Source organism: Rhizobium sp. CFBP 13644, assembly GCF_014842165.1.
In the GTDB taxonomy this organism is placed as follows: Bacteria; Pseudomonadota; Alphaproteobacteria; order Rhizobiales; family Rhizobiaceae; genus Agrobacterium; species Agrobacterium tumefaciens_C.
Genome location: NZ_JACYVF010000001.1, coordinates 377510 through 403210, shown reverse-complemented (window position 1 = coordinate 403210; position 25701 = coordinate 377510). Strand labels below are relative to the sequence as shown.

The 25701-nt window shown below is 56.8% G+C and carries 25 protein-coding genes; 6 read left to right on the top strand and 19 right to left on the bottom strand.

All coding sequences use genetic code 11. The features are described from left to right. Nucleotides 1-70: 70 nt before the first annotated feature. The 7 genes from dxs to IFT53_RS01925 all read right to left on the bottom strand — a co-directional run bounded on the left by dxs (nucleotide 71) and on the right by IFT53_RS01925 (nucleotide 6225). Nucleotides 71-1987, bottom strand: coding sequence for a 1-deoxy-D-xylulose-5-phosphate synthase (dxs, locus tag IFT53_RS01955; protein WP_192063536.1), 1917 nt, complete (start codon nucleotides 1985-1987; stop codon nucleotides 71-73). 92 nt (nucleotides 1988-2079) lie between these two features. Continuing rightward, a complete protein-coding gene (locus tag IFT53_RS01950) occupies nucleotides 2080-3003 on the bottom strand; it encodes a pirin family protein (RefSeq protein ID WP_192063537.1) in 924 nt (307 codons plus the stop codon). Nucleotides 3004-3119: 116 nt separating this feature from the next. Continuing rightward, nucleotides 3120-3374, bottom strand: coding sequence for an exodeoxyribonuclease VII small subunit (locus IFT53_RS01945; RefSeq protein ID WP_042618153.1), 255 nt, complete (start codon nucleotides 3372-3374; stop codon nucleotides 3120-3122). Between the two features lie 2 nt (nucleotides 3375-3376). After that, on the bottom strand, nucleotides 3377-4312 hold the full coding sequence (locus tag IFT53_RS01940) for a histone deacetylase family protein (protein ID WP_192063538.1): 936 nt from the start codon (nucleotides 4310-4312) through the stop codon (nucleotides 3377-3379). 33 nt (nucleotides 4313-4345) lie between these two features. Continuing rightward, on the bottom strand, nucleotides 4346-4909 hold the full coding sequence (locus IFT53_RS01935) for a biotin transporter BioY (RefSeq protein WP_192063854.1): 564 nt from the start codon (nucleotides 4907-4909) through the stop codon (nucleotides 4346-4348). Nucleotides 4910-4927: 18 nt separating this feature from the next. Continuing rightward, the gene (locus tag IFT53_RS01930; protein WP_192063539.1) at nucleotides 4928-5548 is read right to left on the bottom strand and encodes an energy-coupling factor transporter transmembrane component T family protein; all 621 of its coding nucleotides are present in this window, start codon (nucleotides 5546-5548) and stop codon (nucleotides 4928-4930) included. Continuing rightward, the gene (locus IFT53_RS01925; protein ID WP_192063540.1) at nucleotides 5545-6225 is read right to left on the bottom strand and encodes an energy-coupling factor ABC transporter ATP-binding protein; all 681 of its coding nucleotides are present in this window, start codon (nucleotides 6223-6225) and stop codon (nucleotides 5545-5547) included. Before IFT53_RS01925 ends, IFT53_RS01930 begins: the two co-directional genes overlap by 4 nt. A gap of 112 nt (nucleotides 6226-6337) precedes the next feature. On the opposite strand from IFT53_RS01925, the gene IFT53_RS01920 reads away from it, so the two are divergent. Continuing rightward, complete coding sequence (locus IFT53_RS01920; RefSeq protein WP_192063541.1) at nucleotides 6338-7522, top strand: winged helix-turn-helix domain-containing protein; 1185 nt, start codon at nucleotides 6338-6340, stop codon at nucleotides 7520-7522. Here the strand turns inward: IFT53_RS01920 and IFT53_RS01915 are convergent. Further along, the gene (locus tag IFT53_RS01915) at nucleotides 7519-8067 is read right to left on the bottom strand and encodes a TetR/AcrR family transcriptional regulator (protein ID WP_042618159.1); all 549 of its coding nucleotides are present in this window, start codon (nucleotides 8065-8067) and stop codon (nucleotides 7519-7521) included. The two genes, IFT53_RS01920 and IFT53_RS01915, sit on opposite strands and share 4 nt — an antisense overlap. Before the next feature lie 162 nt (nucleotides 8068-8229). Here IFT53_RS01915 and IFT53_RS01910 point away from each other — a divergent pair, with 162 nt between their 5' ends. Continuing rightward, a complete protein-coding gene (locus tag IFT53_RS01910) occupies nucleotides 8230-9084 on the top strand; it encodes an alpha/beta fold hydrolase (protein WP_192063542.1) in 855 nt (284 codons plus the stop codon). A 47-nt stretch (nucleotides 9085-9131) separates the two neighbouring features. Here the strand turns inward: IFT53_RS01910 and ribB are convergent, their stop codons facing one another. The 3 genes from ribB to IFT53_RS24025 all read right to left on the bottom strand — a co-directional run bounded on the left by ribB (nucleotide 9132) and on the right by IFT53_RS24025 (nucleotide 14630). Continuing rightward, entirely contained in the window at nucleotides 9132-10232 is a 1101-nt protein-coding gene (gene ribB, locus IFT53_RS01905; RefSeq protein WP_192063543.1) for a 3,4-dihydroxy-2-butanone-4-phosphate synthase, read from the bottom strand. A 9-nt stretch (nucleotides 10233-10241) separates the two neighbouring features. Next, nucleotides 10242-11339 (bottom strand): chorismate synthase, encoded by a 1098-nt coding sequence (gene aroC / locus IFT53_RS01900; protein WP_192063544.1) that lies wholly within the window; start codon nucleotides 11337-11339, stop codon nucleotides 10242-10244. Between the two features lie 153 nt (nucleotides 11340-11492). Continuing rightward, complete coding sequence (locus IFT53_RS24025) at nucleotides 11493-14630, bottom strand: EAL domain-containing protein (protein WP_192063545.1); 3138 nt, start codon at nucleotides 14628-14630, stop codon at nucleotides 11493-11495. 287 nt (nucleotides 14631-14917) lie between these two features. Here IFT53_RS24025 and IFT53_RS01890 point away from each other — a divergent pair, with 287 nt between their 5' ends. Continuing rightward, complete coding sequence (locus IFT53_RS01890) at nucleotides 14918-15178, top strand: DUF1344 domain-containing protein (protein ID WP_042618162.1); 261 nt, start codon at nucleotides 14918-14920, stop codon at nucleotides 15176-15178. A gap of 12 nt (nucleotides 15179-15190) precedes the next feature. Here IFT53_RS01890 and IFT53_RS01885 read toward each other — a convergent pair whose 3' ends face one another. The 4 genes from IFT53_RS01885 to IFT53_RS01870 form a co-directional block, all read right to left on the bottom strand. Next, the gene (locus tag IFT53_RS01885; protein ID WP_192063546.1) at nucleotides 15191-15793 is read right to left on the bottom strand and encodes a histidine phosphatase family protein; all 603 of its coding nucleotides are present in this window, start codon (nucleotides 15791-15793) and stop codon (nucleotides 15191-15193) included. A gap of 136 nt (nucleotides 15794-15929) precedes the next feature. Beyond that, the gene (gene fabI, locus IFT53_RS01880; RefSeq protein ID WP_192063547.1) at nucleotides 15930-16748 is read right to left on the bottom strand and encodes an enoyl-ACP reductase FabI; all 819 of its coding nucleotides are present in this window, start codon (nucleotides 16746-16748) and stop codon (nucleotides 15930-15932) included. 174 nt (nucleotides 16749-16922) lie between these two features. Continuing rightward, nucleotides 16923-18020 (bottom strand): DnaJ C-terminal domain-containing protein, encoded by a 1098-nt coding sequence (locus IFT53_RS01875; protein ID WP_192063548.1) that lies wholly within the window; start codon nucleotides 18018-18020, stop codon nucleotides 16923-16925. Between the two features lie 218 nt (nucleotides 18021-18238). After that, nucleotides 18239-18691, bottom strand: coding sequence for an RT0821/Lpp0805 family surface protein (locus IFT53_RS01870; protein ID WP_243256534.1), 453 nt, complete (start codon nucleotides 18689-18691; stop codon nucleotides 18239-18241). Between the two features lie 54 nt (nucleotides 18692-18745). On the opposite strand from IFT53_RS01870, the gene pdxH reads away from it, so the two are divergent. After that, on the top strand, nucleotides 18746-19366 hold the full coding sequence (pdxH, locus tag IFT53_RS01865; RefSeq protein WP_192063549.1) for a pyridoxamine 5'-phosphate oxidase: 621 nt from the start codon (nucleotides 18746-18748) through the stop codon (nucleotides 19364-19366). A 2-nt stretch (nucleotides 19367-19368) separates the two neighbouring features. Here pdxH and IFT53_RS01860 read toward each other — a convergent pair whose 3' ends face one another. From IFT53_RS01860 to IFT53_RS01845, 4 genes are all read right to left on the bottom strand, one after another. Next, the gene (locus tag IFT53_RS01860) at nucleotides 19369-20028 is read right to left on the bottom strand and encodes an HAD family hydrolase (protein WP_274604741.1); all 660 of its coding nucleotides are present in this window, start codon (nucleotides 20026-20028) and stop codon (nucleotides 19369-19371) included. 16 nt (nucleotides 20029-20044) lie between these two features. Continuing rightward, complete coding sequence (locus tag IFT53_RS01855; protein WP_042618167.1) at nucleotides 20045-20482, bottom strand: bleomycin resistance protein; 438 nt, start codon at nucleotides 20480-20482, stop codon at nucleotides 20045-20047. Between the two features lie 143 nt (nucleotides 20483-20625). Further along, nucleotides 20626-22041: a metalloprotease TldD gene (tldD, locus tag IFT53_RS01850; protein ID WP_192063550.1), complete on the bottom strand. Its 1416-nt coding sequence runs from the start codon at nucleotides 22039-22041 to the stop codon at nucleotides 20626-20628. Between the two features lie 104 nt (nucleotides 22042-22145). Beyond that, a complete protein-coding gene (locus IFT53_RS01845; protein ID WP_042618169.1) occupies nucleotides 22146-22667 on the bottom strand; it encodes an invasion associated locus B family protein in 522 nt (173 codons plus the stop codon). Between the two features lie 324 nt (nucleotides 22668-22991). Here IFT53_RS01845 and coxB point away from each other — a divergent pair, with 324 nt between their 5' ends. Together coxB and ctaD are read left to right on the top strand one after the other, a co-directional pair. Continuing rightward, complete coding sequence (coxB, locus tag IFT53_RS01840; protein WP_192063551.1) at nucleotides 22992-23888, top strand: cytochrome c oxidase subunit II; 897 nt, start codon at nucleotides 22992-22994, stop codon at nucleotides 23886-23888. 17 nt (nucleotides 23889-23905) lie between these two features. Beyond that, nucleotides 23906-25600 carry a cytochrome c oxidase subunit I gene (gene ctaD / locus IFT53_RS01835; RefSeq protein WP_042618171.1) on the top strand — a complete coding sequence of 565 codons (1695 nt, stop codon included), beginning with the start codon at nucleotides 23906-23908 and terminating at the stop codon, nucleotides 25598-25600. Nucleotides 25601-25701: the final 101 nt, after the last annotated feature.

Below are 25701 nucleotides of genomic sequence, written 5' to 3'. Positions count from 1 at the left end.
GAGAGATCCGGCGGGTTTTTTATTAGCGATCAGAAGGAAGGGCTTTCTGACGTGTGAATGAACTGACGGTTCAGGCGACGCCGAGCCCCGCACGCTTCTGGCCGAGGGCATCAAAGACGGTGGAAACGATGCCCGCCCGGTCGAGTCCGGCATTGGCATACATGACCTCCGGTTTCGCCTGCTCGACCCATTGGTCAGGCAGGGTCAGTGTGCGAACCTTGAGACCCGTATCCAGAAGTCCGGCGCTGGCCATGAATTGCAGCACGTGAGCGCCAAACCCGCCCGCGGCACCTTCTTCGATGGTAATCAGCACCTCATGGTGGCTGGCGAGCTGGCGAATCAGATCAATGTCCAGCGGCTTGGCAAAACGGGCATCGGCCACAGTGGTGGAAAGGCCAGCGGCATCCAGATCTTCCGCTGCCGCCAGACATTCTGCAAGGCGTGTACCGAAAGAGAGCAGGGCGACCTTGCTGCCTTCCTTGATGACCCGGCCCTTGCCAATAGTCAGAATTTCGCCGCGCGCTGGCATTTCGATACCAACACCTTCACCGCGCGGATATCGGAAGGAAATCGGACCTTCATCATAGGCGGCGGCTGTGCGCACCATATGCTTCAGTTCCGCTTCGTCCGCAGCCGCCATGACGACCATGCCGGGCAGGGTGGCGAGAAATGTTGTGTCAAACGAGCCTGAGTGGGTTGGTCCATCCGCGCCGACGAAACCAGCGCGGTCAATCGGAAAGCGCACAGGCAAGGACTGTATCGCCACGTCATGCACCAGCTGGTCGTAACCGCGTTGCAGAAAGGTGGAGTAGAGCGCGCAAAACGGTTTGTAGCCATCGGCTGCCAGACCCGCCGCAAAGGTAACGGCATGTTGCTCGGCGATGCCGACATCGAAGCTTCGTTTCGGAAAAATATCGGCCAACTTGTCCAGGCCCGTGCCGTTCGGCATGGCGGCGCTGACGCCAACGATCTTCTCGTCCAGCGTCGCTTCCTGCACCAGCGCTTCAGCAAACACGCTGGTATAGCTCGGCGCATTCGGCTTGGCTTTCGCCTGTGTGCCGGTGATGACATCGAACTTGTTGACGCCGTGATACTTGTCGGCTGCGGCTTCGGCGGGCGCATAGCCCTTGCCCTTTTGCGTGACCACATGGATCAGCACAGGACCTTTCTGGTTGTCGCGGACATTGCGCAGCACCGGCAGAAGATGCTCGAAGGAGTGACCGTCGATCGGGCCGATGTGGTAAAAGCCGAGCTCCTCGAAAAGCGTTCCGCCGGTCACATAGCCGCGTGCATGCGTGACTGCGCGGGTAATGGCCCGGTCAATCGACTTGCCGAGGTAGGCTGTCAGTTTCTTGCCAAGATCGCGAAAGCCCATATAGGTGCGCCCGGAGGCTAGGCGCGCCAGATAGGCGCTCATGGCACCCGTTGGCGGGGCAATCGACATATCATTATCGTTGAGGATGACGATCAGGCGTGCGTCGAGCGCACCCGCATTGTTCAGTGCCTCAAACGCCATGCCTGCGGACATGGAGCCATCGCCGATCACGGAAATCACCTTGCGGTCGCTGCCATCAAGCTCGGCGGCAACCGCCATGCCGAGGCCAGCGGAAATCGATGTGGAGGAATGACCCGCGCCAAAATCGTCATATTCGCTTTCAGCACGACGCGTGAAGCCGGAAAGCCCACCTTCCTGCCGAAGCGTGCGGATGCGATCGCGGCGCCCGGTCAGGATCTTGTGGGGATAACATTGGTGGCCAACATCGAAGATAAGCCGGTCTTCCGGCGTATTGAACACCTTGTGGATGGCAATGGTCAGTTCCACCACGCCAAGCCCTGCGCCCAGATGCCCGCCCGTGGTCGAGACAGCATCGATCATCTCGTCGCGCAATTCCCGCGCAAGCTGCGGCAAATCGCGATCCTCGATCGACTTGAGATCAGAGGGGAACTTCACACGGTCAAGCAATGGTGTCTCTGGCATTCCGGTCAATCGTTCGGCCTTCGCTTTTTTTGTGGTGAATCTGCCGCTTCAGATGGTGTGTAGATCCGTCTTGGGCAAGATTTATTTTGTTTTAACGAATTTCAACCCTGCGGCAAAGGGACAAACTCTTCTTCATCCCCCGGTACGATGTCGAAGCGACCGGTTCTCCACTCATCCTTCGCTTTTTCGATGCGTTCTTTGGACGATGACACGAAATTCCACCAGATATAGCGCTTCGAATTCAGCGCCGCGCCCCCGAAAAGCATGATGTGGCAACCATAATTGCCGCCCTTCAACGTAATATCATCGCCCGCGCGGAATACGATGAGCTGATCGGCAGCAAAAACATCGCCCGCCACATCAAGTGAACCGGAGAGAATATAGATCGCCCGCTCTTCGTGGTCGGCTGGAAAGGGAAACTTTACCCCGGCTTCCAGCGTCAGATCGACGTAAAGCGTATCGGTCAACGTCTTGACCGGCGATGCAGCGCCTGCAAAACCACCGATGACGACCCGCCCGGTCGCGCCCTTGATGTCAATCACGGGCATGGCTTCGCGTCCCGTATGCGAAAAATCCGGCGCAATCTCCTCACTTCCGTCCGGCAGGGCAAGCCATGTTTGCAGCCCGGACATGGAAAGCGGGTGACCGCGCAGGTTTTCCGGCGTTCGCTCGGAGTGCACAATGCCGCGCCCTGCTGTCATCAGATTGAGATCGCCGGGGCGGATCACCAGTTCGGTGCCAAGGCTATCGCGATGCTTGATTTCGCCATCAAACAGGTAAGTGACCGTCGAAAGGCCGATATGCGGATGCGGTTTTACATCCAGTGCCTGACCCGCCCTGAGAATGGCCGGGCCCATACGGTCAAAGAAGATGAAGGGGCCAACCAGCCGCCTGTCCCGCGTTGGCAGGGCACGCCGCACGGCAAACCCGCCAATATCACTGGAGCGCGGAATGATCAGGTTTTCGATGGCGTCACAGGCAAAAGCATCGCCTGCTGCTGGGTCTCTTCCCGGAAAAAATGACATGGCAATCTCCTGAGATCAGGCGCTAGCTTACCATGATTCAAGGCGTTCGTGAGGAATCAATAATGAACGGTCTGTTTTCGTGCCGTCCATCGAAGCCGAGAACTGGGGAGGGGAGCCTATTCGCCGTCCAGCGGCTCCACGCCAACCGGCTTGCCTGCGCGATCCAGACGGATTTTTTCGATGCGCTTTTCAGCCGCCGTCAGCAGCGTCTCGCAATGCTTCTTCAAGGCTTCGCCGCGCTCATAAATGGCAATAGATTCGTCCAGCGCCACATCGCCGCGTTCCAGACGGGCGACAATGCTTTCCAGCTCGGCGACAGCCTTTTCGAAAGAATAACCGCTGACATCGGCTGTGTTGGCATTTTCCGTCATGTTCAACCCTTCATCATTCTCAAAATATGCATGGCTGCCGATTCCGCCAACCCTTCCAGATCATAACCACCTTCAAGCAGGCTGACGACCCGGTTGGAGGCAAATTTGTCTGCCATCTCTAGAATTCGGCCCGTCGCCCAGTCAAAATCTTCGCCCACCAGATTGATCTGCGCCAGCGGATCGCGGTGATGCGCATCAAAACCCGCGGAGATGATGATGAGATCAGGCGAGAAATCTGCGAGTGCTGGCAGCACGCGAGATTTGAAAGCCTCGCGGAAATGGTCGCTGCCGGTATTGGGCGAAAGCGGAGCGTTGACGATGTTGTTCTTGATGCCCGTCTCGCGCTTGTCGCCGCTCCAAGGGTACAGCGGCATCTGGTGGGTGGAGCAAAACAGCACGGATGTGTCGTTCCAGAAAATATCCTGGGTGCCGTTGCCGTGGTGCACGTCCCAATCCACGATGGCGACGCGCTCTGCGCCATAGTTTTTTTGCGCGTGGCGGGCAGCAATGGCTGCATTGTTGAACAGGCAGAAACCCATGGCTTTTTCGGTTTCGGCATGGTGGCCCGGCGGGCGGCTGGCCACGAAAACATTGTCTGCCGCGCCTAAAAACACGTCATCGACAGCCGCCATGGCCGCTCCGATGCCGGTCAGCGCAGCCTGTAGCGATTTCGGTGAGGCATAGGTATCGGCCTCGATTCGGTTGATCTCGCCTTCCTCTTCCGGAATTTGCCGCATGATCGAAATCAGATGGCTTTCCGGATGCGCCAACAGAATGGCGTCTTCATTGGCCTGAGGCGCTTGGCGGCGTTCCAGTCGTTCAAAATTGGGGTGCTCAAGCGCGATGTTGAGCGAGCGCAACCGGTCAGGGCGTTCGGGATGCCCCTGCGGCGTGATGTGTTCCAGGAATATCGGGTGCTCGTAAAGCCGTGTGGCCATGGCGGTGACTCCTGAACAGCCCTAACGGAAGCGTTAGGCGCGTTGCGGCAACAATGGGTATCCGGCCATAACGGCCCGGCCTGCGAGCGCTGCCAGCACAGCCTTGACGATATCGCCCGGAATGAAGGCCATCGACCCGATGAAGGCTTTTTCGAAGCCGATGCCGGTGGCGAATGCGAGATAGGTGATGCCGAAGGCGTAAAGCGTAACCACGCCGCCCGCAGTGCTCGCGACAAAGAAGCCGCCGAGCTGCGCGAGAGCCGACTGATCCCTGTTGACGAGGCGCTGCGCCAATGCACCGGTTACCAGCGCTGCGAACACCCAGCCAATCAGATAGCCGGTTGTCGGCGTGTAGAAGATCGACAGACCACCGCGACCGCCCGACAGAACCGGAAGGCCGATAGCGGCGATGAGAATGGTGAGGAGAACCGCAAGCGCGCCGCGCTTGGCGCCCAGCACGACACCCGCCAGCATGACGCCCAGCGATTGCGCGGTGATGGGCACGGGAATGAAGCCGAGCGGAATTGGCGGCAACAGGCCAAGTGCGATGATGATGGCCGAAAACAGCGAAATCAGAACGAGGTCACGGGTCTTCATTCTCAACAGGCTTTCTCTTTATAAATCAGAAAACGAGGTTTGGCCTCTGAAACCGCGTGCGTCAATGGCATCGGCAATCGCATCCGCGTCCTTCAACGTCATAATGATGAGCGGAACGAGAATTAAGTGTGGCTTCGTTTCTATTCCGCGAGCCCGGTGCGCGTCGCGCAATGTATGGTAGCGACTGATGACTTCTGGCACGAAACGCACGACGAGACCCACGGCAAGCCCGACATCGGCTGCATTGGCAAGCCCCAGCCTTTCCAGCGGGCGGAGCGCAAATGTGATCTCATCCATGAACTGTGAAATGCTCACACTGGCCGTGATCGCGGTTGCGAGCAGCGTCAAGGCGGTGAGCCGCAACAGCGTAATCGTCGCATCGAGCGGCGAAATCAGCGCAAAGCTGACCAGCGCGATGACGGCAATGGTGAGCAAGACCGGACGCAGTCTGGCCACCGTTTCTCGCCAGCCAAGACGGGCCTGGGCAAGAACGAAAGCTGCCATGCATAGGGCTGCCAAAAGAAGCAGCGGCTGTCGCGTCATAAACAGCGCGATGCTGAAACCGGCAAGGCCGATCAACTTGATGCGCGGGGAGAGACGGTAGAGCCACCCCGTTCCTTCAACGTGAAGGCTTTTCATGACAGCGCCAGTTCGCGGTAAAGCCGGATGGCGTCTGCGGGCGATGCATCGGCGTGAAGCTTGCCCTGATGAAACACCAGAACGCGATCAAAACTCTCCAGCAAGGGAAGATCATGGGTGATGACGATGAGATACTGCTCCAGCCCTGCCATGGTCCGTTCCACCAGCGCCCGGTTCTTCAGGTCGAGCTGGTTTGTCGGTTCGTCCATGATGAGGATTTTCGGACCGGTAATGGTCAGCGCCGCCAAAGCGCAGAGCTGCAATTCCCCGCCGGAAAGCTCATGCGCGCGCCGCTTTGCCAGATGCTGGATATCGAAGCGCTGCAGAGTGGCATCGACTGCAGCATCAATGCCAGCCTTATCCATGCCCCTGTTCTTCAGTCCGAACCCAATATCGTCACGTATGATGGGTAAGATGATCTGGTTCTGCGGGTTTTGAAAAATGAAGCCGACATCGCGCAGGACGGCAGGGCCATCTGCCACCGTATCCAACCCGTCGACGCTGACCCGGCCACGTGTGGGCTTCGTCAGCCCGTTGATCATCCGCGCGAATGTGGTCTTGCCCGAACCATTCAGCCCGATAACGCCGATGCGCCGCTCGGTTAGCAGCAGCGACAGCGGCTGCACCGCCACCCGCCCTTCAAAGGACACACCCGCATCGTGAAAACCTATATCCAAAACCGATCCTCAAAATTCCAAGCTTCGTTCTATAATCATATGCCCCGACAAACAAAATAAGGAACAAAAAAAGAACGTTGATTTTAGAGCGGCGCGACCCTAGGCTTTTGCCATGGCGATTCTGATTTCCAACGAAGCAGCGAGACGCATCTTTCTGTCCCGTCAGGGACTGTCGGGGCCGCCAGGCCGCGCCATGAGCAAGGCTGATCTGTTGGCCCTGATCACCGATATCGGCTTCGTCCAGCTGGACAGCATTGGCACGGTCGAGCGTGCGCATCACCAGATCATCTTTTCCCGCAACCAGACCTACAAGCGCCAGCACCTGACGGACCTTCTCGAGAAAGACCGTGCGCTTTTCGACCATTGGACGCACGACGCCTCCATCCTTCCGACGGCCTTCTACCCCTATTGGAAACACCGCTTCCGCCGCCGCGAGCCGGTCATTCTGGAACGATGGCGCAAATGGCACGGGGAGGGGTTTGATTCCGCTTTCGAGGAAACCTATCGGCGGATTGCCGAAGGCGGTCCCGTCATGTCACGGGATATGAAGGCGGAGGGGCATCAGTCCGGCGGCTGGTGGAACTGGCATCCATCCAAGACTGCGCTGGAATTCCTGTGGCACACGGGCAAGCTCGCCGTCTCGGGGCGGGTGAATTTCCAGAAGGTCTATGATCTTGCCGAGCGTGTTATTCCGCCAGAACATCACGACCGTGACGTCAGCCACGACGAGTTTATCGATTGGGCCTGCCGTCAGGCGCTGTCGCGGCTCGGCTTTGCGACATCGGGGGAAATCGCAGCCTTTTTCGATATCATCACACCGCAGGAAGCGAGAGAATGGGTCGCGAACCATCGCGATGAACTCTGTGAGGTCATGCTTGCCCATTCCGATGGCGGCAAGGACCGCGCCTCTTACGCATTCGCAGGATTTACGGGCGATGATGCGGTAGCGCCACCCCAGCGCATCCGGGTGCTGAGCCCATTTGATCCGCTGTTGCGCGACCGTGCCCGCACGGAACGGCTGTTCGGCTTTTTCTATCGCATCGAAGTCTTCGTGCCGGAAGCCAAGCGACAATATGGCTATTACGTTTTTCCGCTGCTGGAAGGGAACAGGCTGATTGGCCGCATCGACATGAAGGCAGACCGCAAGAACGGCACGCTGGATGTGAGGCGTCTGTGGCTTGAAAAAGCCGTGCGCGCATCAACCGGCAGGCTGGAAAAGCTGGATGCCGAGCTGAACCGGTTGGCGAAATTTACCGGTGTGGAACGTGTTTGCTATCTGGATGGTTGGCTGGGTTAAATCGCCTCTTTTCGGACCGCAGCCAGAACGGCGTCGATGGCCCGCTCCATGGCAGCCGGATCGTCGAACACGGCGAGTAACAAGGTTGCTCCTTCCAGAGTTACAAGGGCATCCGTGGCGAGGATGGATGCAGCATCACGCGGCATTGCCTTTTCCAATATGTCGGTCATTCGATCGCGGTGAGCCTGAAAAAAGGTCCGCACGGCTTCCTTGGCAACCGGCGTATCATCCCCGACACCATAGGCCAGATGAAATCCGACACAACGTTTGCGGTCCATGAGGCTACCGGCAATGGCGCGCACAACAGCCTCATAGGCCGTGTACCAATCTGAACTGGAAATCTCCGGCCGGGCAAAGGTCTCCTGCAGCGTCAGGCTCAGAACCTCGGGCACCAGCGCTTCCTTGTTGGGAAATCGCATATAGAGCGAGGCTTTGCGCAAGCCGACCTTATCGGCCAGATCCTGCATGGACGCGCCGACATAACCCTTCTCCCGAAACAGCTCCCGCGCTTCCTGAATGATCTTTTCCTTGCTGACTTTTGTCATGCCTTACCCAACTCCACTCAAACCGCCCGCCATGGTGCAGCGAACGCGCAATCTATATCACATATTTTTGCTATTTACAAACGACCGATCGGTAGTATTTTGCGGTCGAGAGGCGGACTGTCGGTTCGTGTCGATGTCATCAAAACGATTTTGGAGGCCAATATGGCTGTCACTTACAAAAACCAGAAAGTGGGCGAGGTGGATGTCTTCTACCGCGAAGCGGGCGCAAAGGACGCGCCGGTGCTTCTGCTCCTGCACGGGTTCCCATCATCCAGCCATATGTTCAGGGAGCTTATTCCAATGCTTGCCGATCATTTCCGCGTCATCGCTCCTGATTTGCCCGGGTTCGGATATACCATGGCTCCGGCACGCGGCACTTTCGAATACACCTTCGACAATCTGGCCAAGGTCATCGATGAGTTCACACAGGCCCTCTCGCTCAAGACCTACGCGCTTTATGTCTTCGATTACGGTGCGCCGACAGGATATCGCCTCGCAGCGGCACATCCTGAGAGGGTCACGGCCATCATCAGCCAGAACGGCAATGCCTATATGGATGGGTTCAGTGACGAGTGGGGCGCCTGGGAGGCATACTGGCGCAATCCAACTCCGGAAACTCGCGAGGCTTGCCGCGCATCCCTATCGGCGGATGTGATCGAGAACTGGCAATATAAAACCGGAACGAACCCGCGCCGGTTGGGCCCGGATGGCTATATGCTCGATATCGCGCTGATGGCGCGGCCGGGTGCAGAGGATATCCAGCTTGATCTCATTCTGGACTATCGCACCAATCTGGAGCGCTATCCTGAATTTCAGGCCTATTTCCGCGAACACCAGCCGCCGCTTCTTGCCGTCTGGGGTCGCCATGATCCGGCATTCATCCCGGCTGGAGCGCTGGCTTATAAGCGGGATCTACCGAATGCCGAAATTCATCTGCTGGATACGGGGCATTTCGCGCTGGAAACCCATTGCGAAGAGATTGCCCAGATCATCAAGAGCTTCTTGCGGGCTCTGTGATCTCTCGACACCCCGCAGCATCTGCGGGGTGTCGAATACGATGAATATCAACCGATATCGGTCGAGCTTATCCTGATTCCAAACCCTTCAAGGCCAACATAGTGGCGTTCTCTAGACGTCAGAAGTTTGATCGAGCTGATGCCGAGATCCTTGAGGATTTGCGCGCCGAGGCCGATTTCCAGCCATTCATCATCGCGCGTACGGGCCTGAGCGTGGTCTTCCTCCGGGTCGCGGGATCGTCTGCGGCCGGATACCTGGCCAACACCGACGGAACCCTCACGAAGATAGATGATGACGCCACGGCCTTCGGCGGCAATCTTTTCCATATAGTGCTGCACAGGCTGCTTCTTGCCGAACACATCGCCGGCCACATTTTCAGGGTGCAGGCGCACCGGAATATCGACGCCATCCCTGATATCACCGAAGATAACAGCCATGTGTTCCATAGGGTCCCAAGGCAGGGAGTAGGTCTGCACTTTGGCGGGGCCGAACGGTGTATCGAGCGTAAATTCCGATTCCATCTCGACCAGCGTTTCCTTGCGCTGGCGATAGGCGATGAGATCTGCGACCGACACCTGCTTCATGCCGTGGGCCTCGGCGAAGGCCGAAACCTGCGGGCCACGCATGACAGTGCCGTCATCATTGACGAGCTCGCTGATGACGCCGATCAGCGGCAAGCCTGCAAGCTTGCACAGATCGACAGCCGCTTCCGTATGGCCGGAGCGCATCAAAACGCCGCCCTCGCGAGAGATCAGCGGGAAGATGTGGCCGGGACGGGTGAAATCGGCAGCGCTTGCGTTCGGGTTTGCAAGATTGCGAACCGTAACGTTGCGGTCACTGGCGGAAATACCGGTTGTCGTGCCGTGTTTGAAGTCCACCGAAACCGTAAACGCCGTGGTGTGGGCGCTATCGTTTTCCGCCACCATGGCGTTGAGGTTGAGGCGTTTGGCCTCATCCCGAGGCATGGGCGTGCAAACGATGCCGGATGTATGGCGCACGATGAAGGCCATTTTTTCCGGTGTGCAATGCACGGCGGCGACAATCAGATCGCCTTCGTTCTCGCGGTCGTCGTCATCCATGACCACAACGATTTCGCCAGCCTCGAAAGCCCTGATGGCTTCAACGACACGTTTCTGATCATATGCCATGCTTGCTTCCTATTTCAAACGTCCGGTCTGGCCGCGGTCCCTGAGATAATGATCGGCAACCGTGCAGGCCACCATGGCTTCGCCAATCGGTACGGCGCGGATGCCGACACATGGATCATGACGACCCTTGGTGCGCACATCGACATTGTTACCATCGGCATCGATGGACTGGCGCTCGGTCAAAATGGAAGATGTCGGCTTGATGGCAAAGCGTGCCACGATGGGCTCACCAGTTGCGATGCCGCCCAGAATGCCGCCAGCATGGTTGGACAGGAAAATGCGCTGGCCATCATTGCCCATGCGCATTTCGTCTGCATTTTCCTCACCCGTCAATTCGGCAGAGGCAAAGCCTTCACCGATTTCCACGCCCTTGACGGCATTGATCGACATGAGGTTGGAGGCGATATCTTGATCGAGCTTGGCATAGATAGGCGCGCCAATTCCTGCCGGAACGCCCTCTGCAACAACTTCCACGACAGCGCCAATGGATGATCCGGCCTTGCGGATGCCATCCAGATACTCTTCCCAAACGGGCACCATGGCCGCATCGGGGCAGAAAAACGGGTTCTGGTCGACTTGGCCCCAATCCCAGTTCGCACGGTTGATCTTATGTTTGCCAATCTGCACCAGCGCGCCGCGAACCGTGAGGCTCGGCACGACCTTGCGCGCCAGCGCGCCAGCGGCAACACGGGCGGCGGTTTCGCGGGCGGAAGAACGTCCGCCGCCGCGATAATCACGGATGCCGTATTTCAGATCATAGGTAAAATCGGCGTGGCCGGGACGGAAACTGCGGGCAATCTCGCCGTAATCCTTGGACCGCTGGTCGGTGTTCTCGATCATCATGGACACGGGCGTGCCCGTGGTAATCATCGTCTCACCATCCTCGTCCAGCATCACGCCAGACAGAACCTTGACGATGTCGTCTTCACGGCGCTGGGTCACGAAGCGGTTCTGGCCGGGCTTGCGCTTGTCCATCCATGTCTGCACTTCGGCAAGCGTGAAGCGAATGCCGGGCGGGCAGCCGTCAATGACGCAGCCGAGAGCTGGACCATGGCTTTCGCCCCAGGTGGAAACGCGGAAAAGATAACCGAACGTATTATGCGACATATGATTAAACCGAAGCAGCGGCATTCCACGGGTGGAACGCATTTCAAGAAAGAAGCGGCCTTTTCATAGGGTAAAACATGAAAAGGCAAAAGCCTTTCTTTCGCGAGTGCGGTTCGCCTGTTTGCAAATCTTTCCAGCCAACTCCTGTGACCCTCAGGAAACCATTTTCCATTTTTCCGCGCTGACGAACTTCGTGAATTCCTCTGGCGCAAGCGGTTTTGCAAATGCGTAGCCCTGAAGCATGTCGCAGCCCATCTGCCTCAAAATATGAGCGTGGTCCTGCGTTTCCACACCCTCGGCGATCGTTTCGACGCCCAGCGAGCGGGCAATATCCACAATCGAACGCACCAGTGACCGCTCTTGCGCCGCATTCGTGATGGGCATGACCAGCTGCCGGTCGATTTTCAGACGCTTCGGCTTGAGGCGCAGAAGGCTGATGATGGACGTGTGGCCCGTGCCGAAATCATCGATCTCGATGTCGATACCCATCGCCTTGATGCGCTCGATATTGCTGGTGGCGATGTCCTCGTTGTCATCGAGAAAAATGGCCTCTACCAACTCGAAGGCGACTTCACCCGGCTTGATCCGCAATTGCTTGAGGCTTTCAATCAGGTGATCGTCATGCAGGCGGCGAACCGAGACGTTGACCGATACGCGCGGCACATCGATGCCCTTGATGCGCCAGATTTCCTTGTCCTGCAGTGCGTGTTGCAAAACGATATGGTCGATCGCCGATACGACGTTCAGTTCCTCGGCGATTTTCAGGAATTTGTCCGGGGTTAGAAGGCCGCGCACGGGGTGGCGCCAGCGTACCAATGCTTCCACGCCGGTCAACGCGTGCGTATTGGCGCAGAATTGCGGCTGGTACCACGCTTCGAACTCGCCACGCTCCAGTCCGGCCAGAATTTCGTCAGCGGTTCGCTTGTGGTTGAGAATTTCCGCCTGGAGGTTTTCTGTAAAGAACTCATAGCGATTGCGGCCTGTTGCCTTGGCACGGTAGAGCGCGAGGTCGGCGTTGATCAGCGTACGGCGGGGATCCGCCGCAATGCCGTCCGAGAAGGCGATGCCGATGGACACACCACACCGACAGGTAAAGCCTTCGAAATCGAAGGGATGGCTGAAAGCTGCGATGATCTTGGATGCTATCATCTTGATGCTGTCCTTATCGGACAGCGGAGAGATCAGGATCACGAACTCGTCGCCACCAATGCGCGCGACGGTATCTTCCTGGCGCACGTTTCTGGACAATATGTTTGCCGCATGAACAAGAACGGCATCACCGGCCGCGTGCCCCAGCGTATCGTTGATCTGCTTGAAGCGGTCGAGGTCGAGATGGAGAATGGCAAATTGCTTAGGCCCACCGGATGACAGGGCGTCCAGTGCGCCATCCAGCTTGCGCCGGTTGGCAAGGCCGGTGAGGGGGTCATGCAGCGCATTGTGCTCGATACTGTTTTTGGCTTCCTCAAGCTCGGCGCTTCTGGCTTCGGCTTCGTCCTTTGCGGTGCTCAACTGTTCGGAGAGCAAGACATCTGCCGTCACATCAAAGGCGATGCCGACGATTTTTCTCGTTCCATCCCGGTTGGTGTTAAGGCGACCGACAACTTTGACGTGGCGAATACTGCCATCCGGCAAAATAATACGCTGGGTGATCAGGCGGTTGGGATCGTCCGCTGCCCGATTTCCGTCGCCAAGTGCGCGAGACCGCTCGTCGGGGTGAAGACAGTCGAGATAGGCTTGCCGGGTTATGCGCTTTTCCGGCTCTGGCGGCAGCCCGTAAAGCTCGCACATGCGCTCGTTCCAGATGGCCAGGGAATAGTCGTCTGTCGATTCCCAGATGCCGCAATTGTAAGATTCCAGCGCCAGTTTCAGGCGGCCGGAAAGCTCTTCCAGCTCATGTTCCCGGTTTGAAATTTCCTGCAAGGCAAGTTCGAGTTCAGCATTCTTGATGTCGCTGGTGTCTTTAGCCTCGCGCAATTTCTGCGCCATGATCATGTCAGCTGTGACATCCCAGAGAATGCCTGTCGTCTGGTGCGATGCGTCCGGCTTGATGTAACTTGAACCAGCAGAGCGCAGATAACGCACCGCGCCGCCCGGCAGCGCAATTCTGTACACTTCCGATGTGGTCTGTTGACCGGAGGAACAGTTGAAAAAGAACCGAGCCGCCTTCGAACGGTCCTCGGCGACCAGCGCCGTCAGCCACTCCGTCAACAGCAGGCGCTGTTCAACCATCGGAAAACCATGAAGACTGGCCGCACGCTCATCCAGGTAGCAGCGAGATGTATCGTTCTCTATTTCCCAGATGCCGATGCTCGAGGAATCCATTGCGAGCTTGAAACGCTGTGACAGCTCAAGGAGCTTGGCTTCACGCTGGCGAAGCGTCTTGATATTGCGGTTTCGTTCGGAAAGAAGCAGCCCCGCAACGATGATCGGCAGCAGCATCGATGTGACAGCGATGATGAGCATCGTGCTCAGCGAACGATAATAGGGCTTTACCGCATCCCAACCGGTCGCGGGCGTGGCGCGGATTTCCCAGTTGGAGCCGGGCAGGTCTACGGGCAAGACAACAGGGTCTTCGTGCAATGGCTCCAGAGCCCGGCCCACCACTTCGTTGGTCACGGTATCGCGGATCTCGAAGCGGATATTGTCAGCATGGACTTCGAGCGGAACCTCTGTGTCATATCCGATCGTTCGGAGGAGCTTTTTCCGGTCAACGACAGCAAGGACGAGATCGTTTTGGGCCGCAGCGACCGATCCAGGAGGCGGCACCGTGACGACTATCATGATGGTGCTGCCTTCCGATGCCTCAAAAACATGTGTCTCGGGCAGTCGATCTTTTTCCGGCAAAGCAGCCAGCTTGGCCAATTGGTCGCTCAGCATCGTGTTCAGCCGGTCGGTCGGAAAATCCTGCGCCGATTGCGACGCATAAATCTTCTGGAGCTGGAAATTGCGGGCAAAACCAATGGCAATGAAATGATCGGTATGTTGCAGCTGATAGTCCGTCAGCTTGTCCAGGCTTTGCGGCGCGTCAGCCGAGTTGACGGCGAAATGTCCAAGAGAGGTCAGCGTCGCGACGTCGTTGTGCAGACGCATCACGAGGCTGTCATGCAGAAGCTCAAGCGCATAGCGGGCACGGACCTGAAGATCTTCACGCAGGGCGCTGGCACTTTTGTGGTCCACAAGGTGGAACGCACTGAACATGATGCCGGCCATGGCCAAAGCAAGCAGCGCCGCTGCGACACGCTTTTTCGTTAACTCGTTAAGGCGGTCCCCAGCCGCAGCCCAAAAACTCACTCTGCATATCCCTCGGGTTCATCGCGTTCTTCCGCTATACAGACGAAAAAACAATATAGTCTGAATCCGACGATATAGTTCTTGTATCAAGAAATGGTAATTTAAAGAAATTTGTGATGACAGTATTTCTCCACAAGAAGAAACATTGCCTAAAGGCTTGATTAGAGGTTAAAATCCGTTCATCAATTATACCGAAAATGTCATGCTTGTGGGCGAATTCCGCCACATTCCGGAGGCAAATCTTGTTGCACTTGAAGCTCGTCAGAACCCTTAAGGAAGCAATAGCGATGCGTTTGATGATTGCCGCACTTTTGGCCACCGCCGGTCTTTTCGCTCCGTTCAACGCGTCGGCCCAGAGCGTCGATGTCGAATCGACGATCAGTAAGGTCGATGTGAAGGGCCTGACCATTACCTTGGCTGATGGCAAGAGCTATAAAGTGCCCGAGGAATTCAATTTCGACGGTTTGCAGGCTGGTGTGAAGGTTGTCGTTTTCTACACGGAAGTCGATGGCAGACGCGTCGTGGATGACCTTGAGGTTGTCCAGTAAAGGTCTCGCCGCTTATTGAACCGGGTCCATCCACTCAGCCGTACGGCTTTCAGTGTCGACTTTCAAAATCCTATCCTGCGGTATCGCCGTATCAGCGGCAAGCCGCTTGTCCATATCGGTGACAAGGCGGAAAACAGATCTGATAACGCCGCCATGGCCGACGCAGACGGTTTGACGATCAACGGAAGATAGCCAGGCACCGACTCGCCAGGATTGAATTTCATAGCTTTCGGCATCGTCACCGGGCGGAATGAAATCCCACTTCGCAGCTTTGCGGGCTCTTACTTTTTCGCGCTGGGTCAGTTTGAGTTCGGGAAGGGTGTGGCCTTCCCAATCACCGAAACACACTTCAACAAGGCGCTCGTCGGTTCGGTAGGCATGAGGGTCAAGGCCCATGGCGCCACGCACCAATTCCATGGTTTCGCGTGTACGGCCAAGAGGGCTGGCGACAAAATCGAAATCGCTGGCAGTTTCCCCAAGAATGCTTGCGAGGGTCTTGCCGTTTGCAACCGCCTGAGACCGGCCAAGATCATTCAGCGGAATGTCTTTTCGGCCCTGCATCCTGCGCGTCGCATTCCAGTCTGTTTGTCCGTGACGGATGATGTAGACCAGCAAGGCGGCACTCCTGTCTCAAACTACAAACAAAGGGCTAGTCCCTTTGGAAAGCCCGTGTTTTCCGTCGCCTCAATACTGGCGCAGGGCACACGCCGCGCGAAAGCCTCTGATGCTTTTGCGCGGCGTGCAGCATTCTTTAGTCCTTGACGACGGAAATATCAGGCGCGTCTACGGCCTTCATGCCAATCGCGTGGTAACCGGAATCGACGTGGTGAATTTCACCTGTCACGCCGGTCGAGAGGTCAGACAGCAGGTAGAGCGCGGACTTGCCAACTTCCTCGATGCTCACAGTGCGCTTCAGCGGCGCATTGTATTCATTCCACTTGAGAATGTAGCGGAAGTCGCCGATGCCAGCCGCCGCGAGGGTCTTGATCGGCCCAGCAGAGACTGCGTTGACGCGAATGCCACGGTTGCCGAGATCGACGGCCAGATAGCGAACGCTGGCTTCGAGAGCCGCTTTTGCAACACCCATGACGTTGTAATTCGGCATGACTTTTTCAGCGCCATAATAGGTCAGCGTCAGCAGCGCACCGCCATCATTCATCAGCGGCTCGGCGCGTTTTGCAACGGCGGCCAGGGAGTATACGGAGATATCCATGGTGCGGTTGAAATTGTCGCGGCTTGTGTCGAGATACCGACCCGTCAGCTCATCCTTCTCGGAAAAGGCAATCGCGTGAACGACGAAGTCGAACTTGCCCCAGTGCGCCTCAAGATTTGCAAAAACGGCGTCAACTGTTTCAAGATCGGTCACGTCACAGTGGCCGGCCATAAATGCGCCAAGCTCGTGGGCCAATGGTTCAACACGCTTTTTCAGCGCGTCGCCCTGCCATGTGAAAGCCAGTTCAGCGCCTGCATCCGCACACGCCTTTGCAATGCCCCAAGCAATGGAGCGATTGTTTGCGACGCCCATGATGAGGCCGCGCTTGCCAGCCATGAGGCCGGATGTCTGAGCCATTCGATGCTCCCTATACACAAATCAAACCTGCCTATTGCATAGGCTGAACGCAGGTTCAAGCAGGGCGGGATCATCTCGTGTAACCGAACGTAACAAAGGGCGCGTTGTTCACCTCTTTCAACGGGATGCTTCAACGCAAGAACAGCGGTTCCACTCGAAAGGGTAGGGCGGATGCTAGATATAGAGCCCTTCGCGCATATGCCGCATCAGGTCCATGACCTTCGCGTCTGGCGTATCCAGCAGCACAACGCGCAATTCAACGACGAAATCGCCGTAACCACCGGATGCGTCCTTCAGGCCTTTGCCCTCGATGCGAACCGCCCGGTCGGAGCCGGACCATGGTGGAACCGTCGCTTTCAATTCGCCGTGGGGCGATTGAACGGTCGCCTCGCAACCCAGAACCGCATCGGCAAGCGAGATGGAAAAGGTCGTGTGAATATCGAAGTTGCGGATGGAGAATGTGTCATTGCGGGACGAAAGAAGCGTGACCACCAGATCGCCACGAACGGTGTCCGGCAGTTTCAGCCCCTGGCCCTTCAACCGAACGACATGGCCGTCGGTCATCCCCGGCTCCAGCTGGAAGCGAACTTCCCTGTCCTCCGGCATGCCAATTGTCACCCACTTCTGTTCCAGGAGATCAGACACGGTGACGATTGCTTCTGCGGTGATATCAGGAGCTTTTTCTGCAGCAGGTGCCGTTCCCCGGATGCGACGCAGCAGGCCGCTGAAAAAGCTGCCGACCTGTGCCGCGAGCGCTTCGCTTTTTTCCTTGCGTGCAGCAGCATTTTCTTCGCTGGTCATATTGGGATCGTCGGCTTCAGGCTTTGCTGCTGCCGCATGGGCCTTGGCATTTTCGCCGAAAATACGCTCGAGCATGTCCTCGGCTGATTCCGGCTTTGCGGAATCCTGTTTAGCACTTTCCGGCTTGCGCTCGGTCTGGGCACGCGCCTGCGCCTTATCAAGCTCTTCCATGAGCTTCTCGGCAGCCTTGGCACGCTCGGCAGCTTCACGAGCCGCAGCGCGCTGTTGCATAATGGTCTGGTCGCGTTTTTTGGTCTCGGCGGCGCGTCTGGCCTGATCATAAAGGCCACGCTTTTTCGGATCTTTCAGCAGATCATAGGCCTGACCGATTTCCGCAAAACGCGCTGTCGCGTCAGGGTCGGTCTGGTTTTGATCCGGGTGAACGGCTTTTGCCTGCGAACGCCAGGCAGCCTTTATCTCGTCTGAGCCAGCATCTCTCTGAACGCCGAGGATAGAGTAGGGATCACGCATCCGAACCACCAATTAAATATGTCGGTTCAGGCCGTATTCTTTCGTCATGAAAAGCCTGCAACACGAAAACCACCCATCTTGAACGTGCAGGCATTCTTTGCGTTGCATCGTTCATCTTGAAATTGGATTCGACTGTCGCAAGAAGTTGCTAACCAGACCTTTACGCTACGAAGCCATGCGCTGATGCACATGGCCTTATGGCAGACAGGGTAAATGCTTTATTTCTGGCTGAAGCGGGTCATCAGCCATTCGCCCGTCTCCGAGAGACAAGCCTGGCCGCTGTAACTGGCCACACCCTCGAAGGAGTGGCGGGTCGTGTCAAACTCCCGGCACACGAAGCCGGTGTTTCTGTCTTCGCGAATGGCTGTGACAACGCCCGCACTGCCGGTCGCCGCATTGGCCCATGGCAACGGTGCATCTGAAATCTTGGCAAGGTCCGCCGAGGTAACAGCATTGCGGATTGTTGCGTCATCGGAAAGAGTCTGCGTGTTTTGCTGGTTGGGCACAGAAGCCGTCGACAAGGATTTGTCGACCTTCTCGCCACCAAAAATATCGAGGCTGACGCAACCGGCCAACATGCCGAGCATCCCCAAGGTCGCGGAAACATTGACGACAGAGCTCAGGAAGCGCTTTGTTCGACTGTTCGACTTTGCTATGACGATCACCATCATTAATCCAGAATCCATCTCTGGTGTGAAAATCAGCTCAGGAGCATTTAATTCAATATGTCGGAAAGTCGGTTAACATCCAGTGACTTTACTGAGGAAAATGAACCTTTTGCACTTTTTGCTAATTGGCTAAAAGACGCAACGGAGTCTGAAATCAATGATCCGAACGCGGTCGCGCTCGCCTCGGTTGATGAAGACGGCATGCCCAGCGTCCGCATGGTTCTCTTGAAACATGCCGATGAGCGCGGTTTTGTGTTCTACACGAATTTTGAGAGCCGCAAGGGCACCGAACTGCTCGGTCAGCCCAAAGGCGCCATGTGTTTCCACTGGAAGAGCCTGCGCCGGCAGGTGCGGGTGCGCGGTCCGGTGGAGGTCGTCAGCGATCAGGAAGCGGACGAGTATTACGCATCACGCGCGCGCGGCAGCCGTATCGGTGCATGGGCATCGAAACAGTCGCGCCCGCTGGAAAGCCGCTTCGCGTTGGAAAAAGCGGTTGCGGCCTATACCGCAAAATATGCGATCGGCGATATTCCACGCCCGCCACACTGGTCCGGTTTCCGCATCCAGCCACTGACCATCGAATTTTGGCAAGACGGCAAGTTCCGCCTTCATGACCGCGTCGAATTTCGCCGCGAAACGGCAGAGGGAGACTGGGAGAAGGTGCGGATGTATCCCTGACGCTAGCGTGAAGCTGCTCTCAACAACTCTGCGACATCCAGAAGGCTGTCGCAGATTGCAACGCATTTCTCGCGCATCGCATCCGTTGCAGGCGCGACGTCTGGCACCATCACGGTTTGTGTGCCCGCACTCCAGGCGGATTGGACGCCGTGGTAGGAATCCTCCAGCGACAGACAATCTTCCGGCGCAAAATTCAAACGTGTCGCTGCGGTGAGATAGGGCAGGGGAGATGGCTTCGGCTCGGCATAATCGCCACGTGCCAGAATATGATCGAACCGCTTCATGATATCGAAGGGGCCGAGGTGCCGGTTGACGGACTCATGACCGGACGAGGTCGCAATGGCGCGGGGCAATCCTAGCTCATCCAGCAGATCGAGAATTTCGAGAACGCCGGTCTTCAGCGCCACACCGTCTGCCATCTGCACGGCCAGATGCCGCAGCCACGCATCACGGAATTCTTCCATCGGGAAATCTTCGCCATAGTCGGCACGGATGGTTGCGGTAATGACATCCCATGGACTGCCGCAGACCTTTTGATAGACCTCCACCGCCATGCCATGTCCACCCTCATCCGAGGCAGCCAGAAACGAATCCCTGTAGTGTTTTTCGCTCTCGATCAGAACGCCGTCCATATCGAAGATAACGGCCTTAGGCCTGCGCAACAATTTCACCACCGGCTCAACCAAATCGGAATGGGCGCTCGCCCAGGCTCTCAAAAGGACGGACAAGATATCCGTCAGGATCGGCCACGATGAATTGCCGGTTGCCGAGTTCCGTTTCGCCGCGGCGATACCACTTCTCTTCAAGCGGCAGGTAAAGCTCGATACCGGCGCGCTCAAGACGGTCCAGAATGGCTTCCAGCGATGGCACAACGATTTGTAGGTTCATGCCGCGCCCGAAGGGATAATTGATCGGCACCTTGCCGTCTTCAAACGTTCTTCCCGCGCCCAACTGGTCGATCATCAGTTGCGCATCGCCCAATGCAAGATAGGTGAACCCTTCTTCGGGCCGCTCATAAACCACATGAAAACCAATGAGATCGCAGTAGAACGAGCGCGACTTTGGCCAATCGCTGACGGCAAGTTCGGGCACGAGAGCATTTGCAGTAAATGTCATTGGGCTGGGTATCACCTTTTGAAAATGAATTGCGTTGGATGTCTTTCCAATAAGCTATGATAACGTCAGAACGGCGAAATTGTTGCAGTGCGAAAGGTATCGGCCCGGCGTCAGCATCTGAATCCGGGCCCGTCCTCGCATATTTAAGCCTTGGTACCGCCCACGGTAATATGGTCCATCCGCAGATGCGGCTGGCCGACACCGACTGGAACCCACTGACCGGCTTTGCCGCAATTGCCGACGCCGGTGTCCAGTTTCATGTCGTTACCGATCATCGAAACGCGTTTCATCGCGTCCGGCCCGTTGCCGATGAGCATGGCACCCTTGACGGGCGCGCCGATCTTGCCGTTTTCGATGAGATAGGCTTCCGTGCAGCCGAAAACGAACTTGCCTGAGGTAATATCGACCTGGCCGCCGCCGAAGGAAACTGCATAGATACCCTTCTTGACCGAGGCGATGATTTCTTCCGGCGTCTTGTCGCCGCCGAGCATATAGGTGTTGGTCATGCGCGGCATGGGCACATGGGCATAGCCTTGGCGTCGGCCGTTTCCGGTGGCCTTCTGCCCCATCAGCCGTGCGTTCTGCCGGTCCTGCATGTAGCCGACAAGCCTGCCATTTTCGATCAGCACATTATAGGCCGAAGGGGTGCCTTCGTCGTCAATCGTGATCGAGCCGCGACGATTATCGATGGTGCCGTCATCCACCACGGTCACGCCGGGGGCGGCCACCATTTCTCCCAACAGTCCGGCAAAGGCCGAGGTTTTCTTGCGGTTGAAATCACCTTCCAACCCGTGGCCGACAGCTTCGTGCAGCATGACCCCCGGCCAGCCAGCGCCCAACACAACGTCCATCGTACCAGCTGGTGCATCAATGGCGGTCAGATTGACGAGCGCCTGTCTCAATGCTTCATCTGCGCCACGCTGCCAGTTTTCCGTAGTGATGAAATCACCGAAACCGACGCGACCGCCTATGCCATAGGAACCGCTCTCCTGCCGGTCGCCTTCACCGGCTACGACAGATATGTTGATGCGTGTCATGGGCCTGATATCACTGACCCGGTGCCCATCGGCGCGCAGAATATCGACCACCTGCCAGCTGGCCGCAACGCTTGCAGTCACCTGGCGAACCTTCGGATCCTTATCGCGTAGATAGGCATCGATCTCCGTTAGAAGCTTGACCTTCTCCTCAAAGCTCGGAGAGCCGATCGGATTTTCGTCGCCATAGAGTTTCTTGTTGGTGCGCTGAGGTGCCGCCGCATAGGAGCCGGAATAGCCTTTGGTTACAGCACCTACGGCGTCGGATGCCCGACCGAGAGCGCCAAGCGAAAGCTCGCCTGCATGGGCATAACCCACCGTTTCACCTGCAACGGCGCGTAGACCAAAGCCCTGATCGGTATTGAAGCTGCCGCCCTTGAGGCGACCATTATCAAAGGTCAGCGATTCTGCCTGCGCGTGTTCTACGAACAATTCGCCATCATCAGCGCCAGCAAGCGCATCAGCGACCTTGGCGCGCAACTGCCCTTCATCGCAATCGAAAAGGGTCAAGAGATCTTGGGTCATCGCGGGCTCCGGTTCTGGCTGTTCCTGAGCATCGGATAGCGTTCACATGCATTACCCGATGTCTCAGCGCATTTAAGCGCTAGGACGCGCCCGCGCAAGATTGATCAAGGAAGCGTGTCGTAGCCTTCGGCAAAGCCGCGCAACTCGATGGGAATGCCAACGCGGTCCTGATCGACGGATTCGCGCAAGGCAAACACCGCGTTCTTGCCGGCGCGGAGCACTTTCAGCAATTCGTCGTCAATATCGACTTCCACGTAGCACCCTTCGGAAAAGCAGCGGGTGAAATAGGCACGGCCGATATTGTTGTTGTCGATATAGAGCTCCATCCCATCCTTCAGCAAAACGCCGAGCGGGGCAAGAATGCGCAGAATGCGGGATTTGCGATCCGCCGTCTTCAGAATGACAACTGAAAGGCCAACCTCCGGACGGTCATCCGCAATCACGTTCTGCATCAGAGCGCATTGCTCTTCAGATGCGCCCGCAGGCTTGTCACAGATGACGGACCACGCACCATGCGTCGATTTGGGCGTGCCGGGCTGCTGTTGCTGGGCAAAACCCGCAGCCGGAACGATAAGGGAAAGACCGGCGGCGATAATAAAACCGCGCGCAATCGGAGACAGACGCATGGATACCTCAGGAATTCGAATCAGTGTGGCTATTTTGACGTCCCGCAGCGGAAAGAAAAGAGCCGCCACCCTCAATTCCAAGCGAGTACGGCCAAAATAGGACTTTGCGGCGCATTGATCGCAGTCTTTATCGCAAACCAACCGTTGCAAGTGGTGGTGGCGGCGCTTCGCTGGTAAGATGAAGCAGGATAGAGCTAAAAATGGTTCGGTTGCAAACCAAGGCGATATTGCGGCGACAGGCAAACTATGATTTGAAGTCTACTCTATATGCATGGATTCTGCGTTTGAGATTGATCATGATCAAACGCGTGAGGGAGAGGTACCGTGACTAACAGAATTTACGCAAGCTTGGTGGGCGGTATCTGTCTGCTCACGGCTGGCGGCGCAAGCGCCGATCAGCCGAAAGAGTGGCAGATGGGTTTGCAGGAGGCGGCAACGCCCATCATGCATGAAATTCGCTGGTTCGAACAATATACGCTCTGGTTTATTGTTCCTGTCACGCTGTTTGTGCTTGCATTGTTGATTATCGTCGCGGTCAAATTCCGCGCATCGGCAAATCCGGTCCCTTCCAAGACCAGCCATAATACGGCGATTGAGATTGTCTGGACTCTGGCTCCGGTCCTTATCCTGATGTTCCTGGCGTTTCCGTCTTTCAACCTGTTGAACGCCCAGCTGACCCAGCCGGAAAATCCGGATATCACCCTGAAGGCGACGGCGACACAATGGCAGTGGAATTATGAGTACACGGCTGCCGAAGGTGCCGAGCCCCTGGCTTTCGACAGCTATATGCTAAAGGACGCAGACCGTGCGACTGCTGGCAAGGTTGATGTGGCCCGCTATCCACGCCTTTTGGCTGTCGATAACGAAATGGTTGTTCCTGTTGGCAAAACAGTACGCCTGCTCGTTACCGCAGCGCCAACAGACGTTATTCACGCCTTCGCAATGCCCGCTTTCGGCGTCAAGATCGATGCCGTGCCTGGTCGCCTGAACGAAACATGGTTCAAGCCTGAAAAAGAGGGCCTGTATTACGGCCAGTGCTCCGAGCTTTGCGGCAAGGATCACGCTTACATGCCAATCGCCATACGAGTGGTTTCCGACGAGCAATACGCAACCTGGTATGCTGCTGCCGCCTCAGATCTTGGTGGTGCGAACCGGGCGCTCATGGCGTCGGTGGATGGTGCATCGCGCACCGTTCAGCTTGCCGAAAACGAAACCAAGTAACGTAGGGAGTGAGCACAATGGCTGGACCATCCGCACACGACAATCACCAATCTCACGTCCATGACGTTCATCATGACGACCATGCGCACCATGCGCACAAGCCGACTTTCTTTCAGCGCTGGTTTCTATCGACCAACCACAAGGATATCGGCACGCTTTACCTGATCTTCGCAATCATTGCCGGTATTCTCGGTGGTGGACTTTCCGTTGTCATGCGCATGGAATTGCAGGAGCCGGGCATTCAGATTTTCCACGGTCTCGCGACCATGGTCTATGGTTTCGAAGGCGACGCTGCCATTGATGGCGGCAAGCACATGTACAATGTGTTCACCACCGCGCATGCGCTGATCATGATCTTCTTCATGGTCATGCCAGCCATGATCGGCGGTTTCGCCAACTGGATGGTCCCGATCATGATCGGTGCGCCTGACATGGCGTTCCCGCGTCTGAACAACATCTCGTTCTGGCTGATCGTTCCTGCCTTCATCCTTCTCCTGCTTTCGCTCTTCGTTGAGGGACCAGCGGGTGCTTATGGTGTGGGTGGCGGTTGGACCATGTATCCGCCGCTTTCGACAAGCGGTATGCCGGGGCCTGCGGTGGATCTTGCGATCTTCGCACTTCACGTTGCAGGTGCATCGTCCATTCTCGGCGCTATCAACTTCATCACCACGATCCTAAACATGCGTGCGCCGGGCATGACCCTGCACAAGATGCCGCTGTTTGCCTGGTCCGTTCTTGTCACGGCTTTCCTTCTGCTATTGTCCTTGCCAGTTCTGGCAGGCGGCATCACAATGTTGCTGACAGACCGTAACTTCGGCACGACATTCTTCTCCCCAGAAGGCGGCGGTGACCCGATCCTTTACCAGCACCTGTTCTGGTTCTTCGGTCACCCTGAAGTTTACATTCTGATCCTGCCCGGTTTCGGCATCATCAGCCACATCGTGTCGACATTCTCCAAGAAGCCGATCTTCGGTTATCTCGGCATGGCCTACGCCATGGTCGCCATCGGCGCAGTCGGCTTCATCGTGTGGGCGCACCACATGTATACGGTCGGCCTTTCGCTGGAAGCGCAGCGCTACTTCGTCTTCGCAACCATGGTCATCGCGGTTCCGACAGGCATCAAGATCTTCTCCTGGATCGCCACGATGTGGGGCGGGTCTCTGACCTTCTCCACGCCGATGATCTGGGCAATCGGCTTCATCTTCCTCTTCACTGTGGGTGGTGTGACCGGCGTTCAGCTTGCCAATGCAGGTCTCGACCGTTCACTGCATGATACCTATTATGTTGTCGCGCACTTCCACTACGTTCTGTCTCTGGGTGCCGTCTTCGCGATCTTCGCAGGCTGGTACTACTGGTTCCCGAAGATCACGGGCTACATGTACAGCGAGAAGATCGGCAACCTGCACTTCTGGGTCATGTTCGTCGGCGTCAACCTCATCTTCTTCCCGCAGCACTTCCTCGGCCTTGCTGGCATGCCGCGTCGTTACATCGATTACCCTGACGCCTATGCCGGTTGGAATGCTGTGTCTTCCTATGGCTCTTACATCTCGGCCGTCGCGGTATTGATCTTCCTCGCTGGTGTTTGGGAAGCCTTTGCGAAGAAGCGCGTCGCGGGTGACAATCCTTGGGGTGAAGGTGCAACGACACTGGAATGGCAGCTGTCTTCGCCGCCGCCATATCACCAGTGGGAACAGCTTCCCCGTATCCGCTGAGGCATTTTGTCCAAGGGTGTCGTTTAGCTGAACATGATAAATGTCAGTTTCAAACTTAGACGAAAGACATCAAGGAGCGCCGCCATTCTGCGCGGCGTTTC

Excerpts from the sequence above, each read along its gene's own strand:
- IFT53_RS01940 (WP_192063538.1), bottom strand. The coding sequence starts at position 4,312 with ATGGCCACACGGCTTTACGAGCACCCGATATTCCTGGAACACATCACG.
- IFT53_RS01945 (WP_042618153.1), bottom strand. The coding sequence starts at position 3,374 with ATGACGGAAAATGCCAACACAGCCGATGTCAGCGGTTATTCTTTCGAA.
- IFT53_RS01950 (WP_192063537.1), bottom strand. The coding sequence starts at position 3,003 with ATGTCATTTTTTCCGGGAAGAGACCCAGCAGCAGGCGATGCTTTTGCC.
- IFT53_RS01935 (WP_192063854.1), bottom strand. The coding sequence starts at position 4,909 with ATGAAGACCCGTGACCTCGTTCTGATTTCGCTGTTTTCGGCCATCATC.
- pdxH (WP_192063549.1), top strand. The coding sequence starts at position 18,746 with ATGTCGGAAAGTCGGTTAACATCCAGTGACTTTACTGAGGAAAATGAA.
- IFT53_RS01920 (WP_192063541.1), top strand. The coding sequence starts at position 6,338 with ATGGCGATTCTGATTTCCAACGAAGCAGCGAGACGCATCTTTCTGTCC.
- IFT53_RS01855 (WP_042618167.1), bottom strand. The coding sequence starts at position 20,482 with ATGACATTTACTGCAAATGCTCTCGTGCCCGAACTTGCCGTCAGCGAT.
- IFT53_RS01930 (WP_192063539.1), bottom strand. The coding sequence starts at position 5,548 with ATGAAAAGCCTTCACGTTGAAGGAACGGGGTGGCTCTACCGTCTCTCC.
- ribB (WP_192063543.1), bottom strand. The coding sequence starts at position 10,232 with ATGGCATATGATCAGAAACGTGTCGTTGAAGCCATCAGGGCTTTCGAG.
- ctaD (WP_042618171.1), top strand. The coding sequence starts at position 23,906 with ATGGCTGGACCATCCGCACACGACAATCACCAATCTCACGTCCATGAC.
- aroC (WP_192063544.1), bottom strand. The coding sequence starts at position 11,339 with ATGTCGCATAATACGTTCGGTTATCTTTTCCGCGTTTCCACCTGGGGC.
- IFT53_RS01845 (WP_042618169.1), bottom strand. The coding sequence starts at position 22,667 with ATGCGTCTGTCTCCGATTGCGCGCGGTTTTATTATCGCCGCCGGTCTT.
- IFT53_RS01875 (WP_192063548.1), bottom strand. The coding sequence starts at position 18,020 with ATGCGTGATCCCTACTCTATCCTCGGCGTTCAGAGAGATGCTGGCTCA.
- fabI (WP_192063547.1), bottom strand. The coding sequence starts at position 16,748 with ATGGCTCAGACATCCGGCCTCATGGCTGGCAAGCGCGGCCTCATCATG.
- tldD (WP_192063550.1), bottom strand. The coding sequence starts at position 22,041 with ATGACCCAAGATCTCTTGACCCTTTTCGATTGCGATGAAGGGCAGTTG.
- IFT53_RS01915 (WP_042618159.1), bottom strand. The coding sequence starts at position 8,067 with ATGACAAAAGTCAGCAAGGAAAAGATCATTCAGGAAGCGCGGGAGCTG.
- IFT53_RS01870 (WP_243256534.1), bottom strand. The coding sequence starts at position 18,691 with ATGATGGTGATCGTCATAGCAAAGTCGAACAGTCGAACAAAGCGCTTC.
- IFT53_RS01890 (WP_042618162.1), top strand. The coding sequence starts at position 14,918 with ATGCGTTTGATGATTGCCGCACTTTTGGCCACCGCCGGTCTTTTCGCT.
- IFT53_RS01910 (WP_192063542.1), top strand. The coding sequence starts at position 8,230 with ATGGCTGTCACTTACAAAAACCAGAAAGTGGGCGAGGTGGATGTCTTC.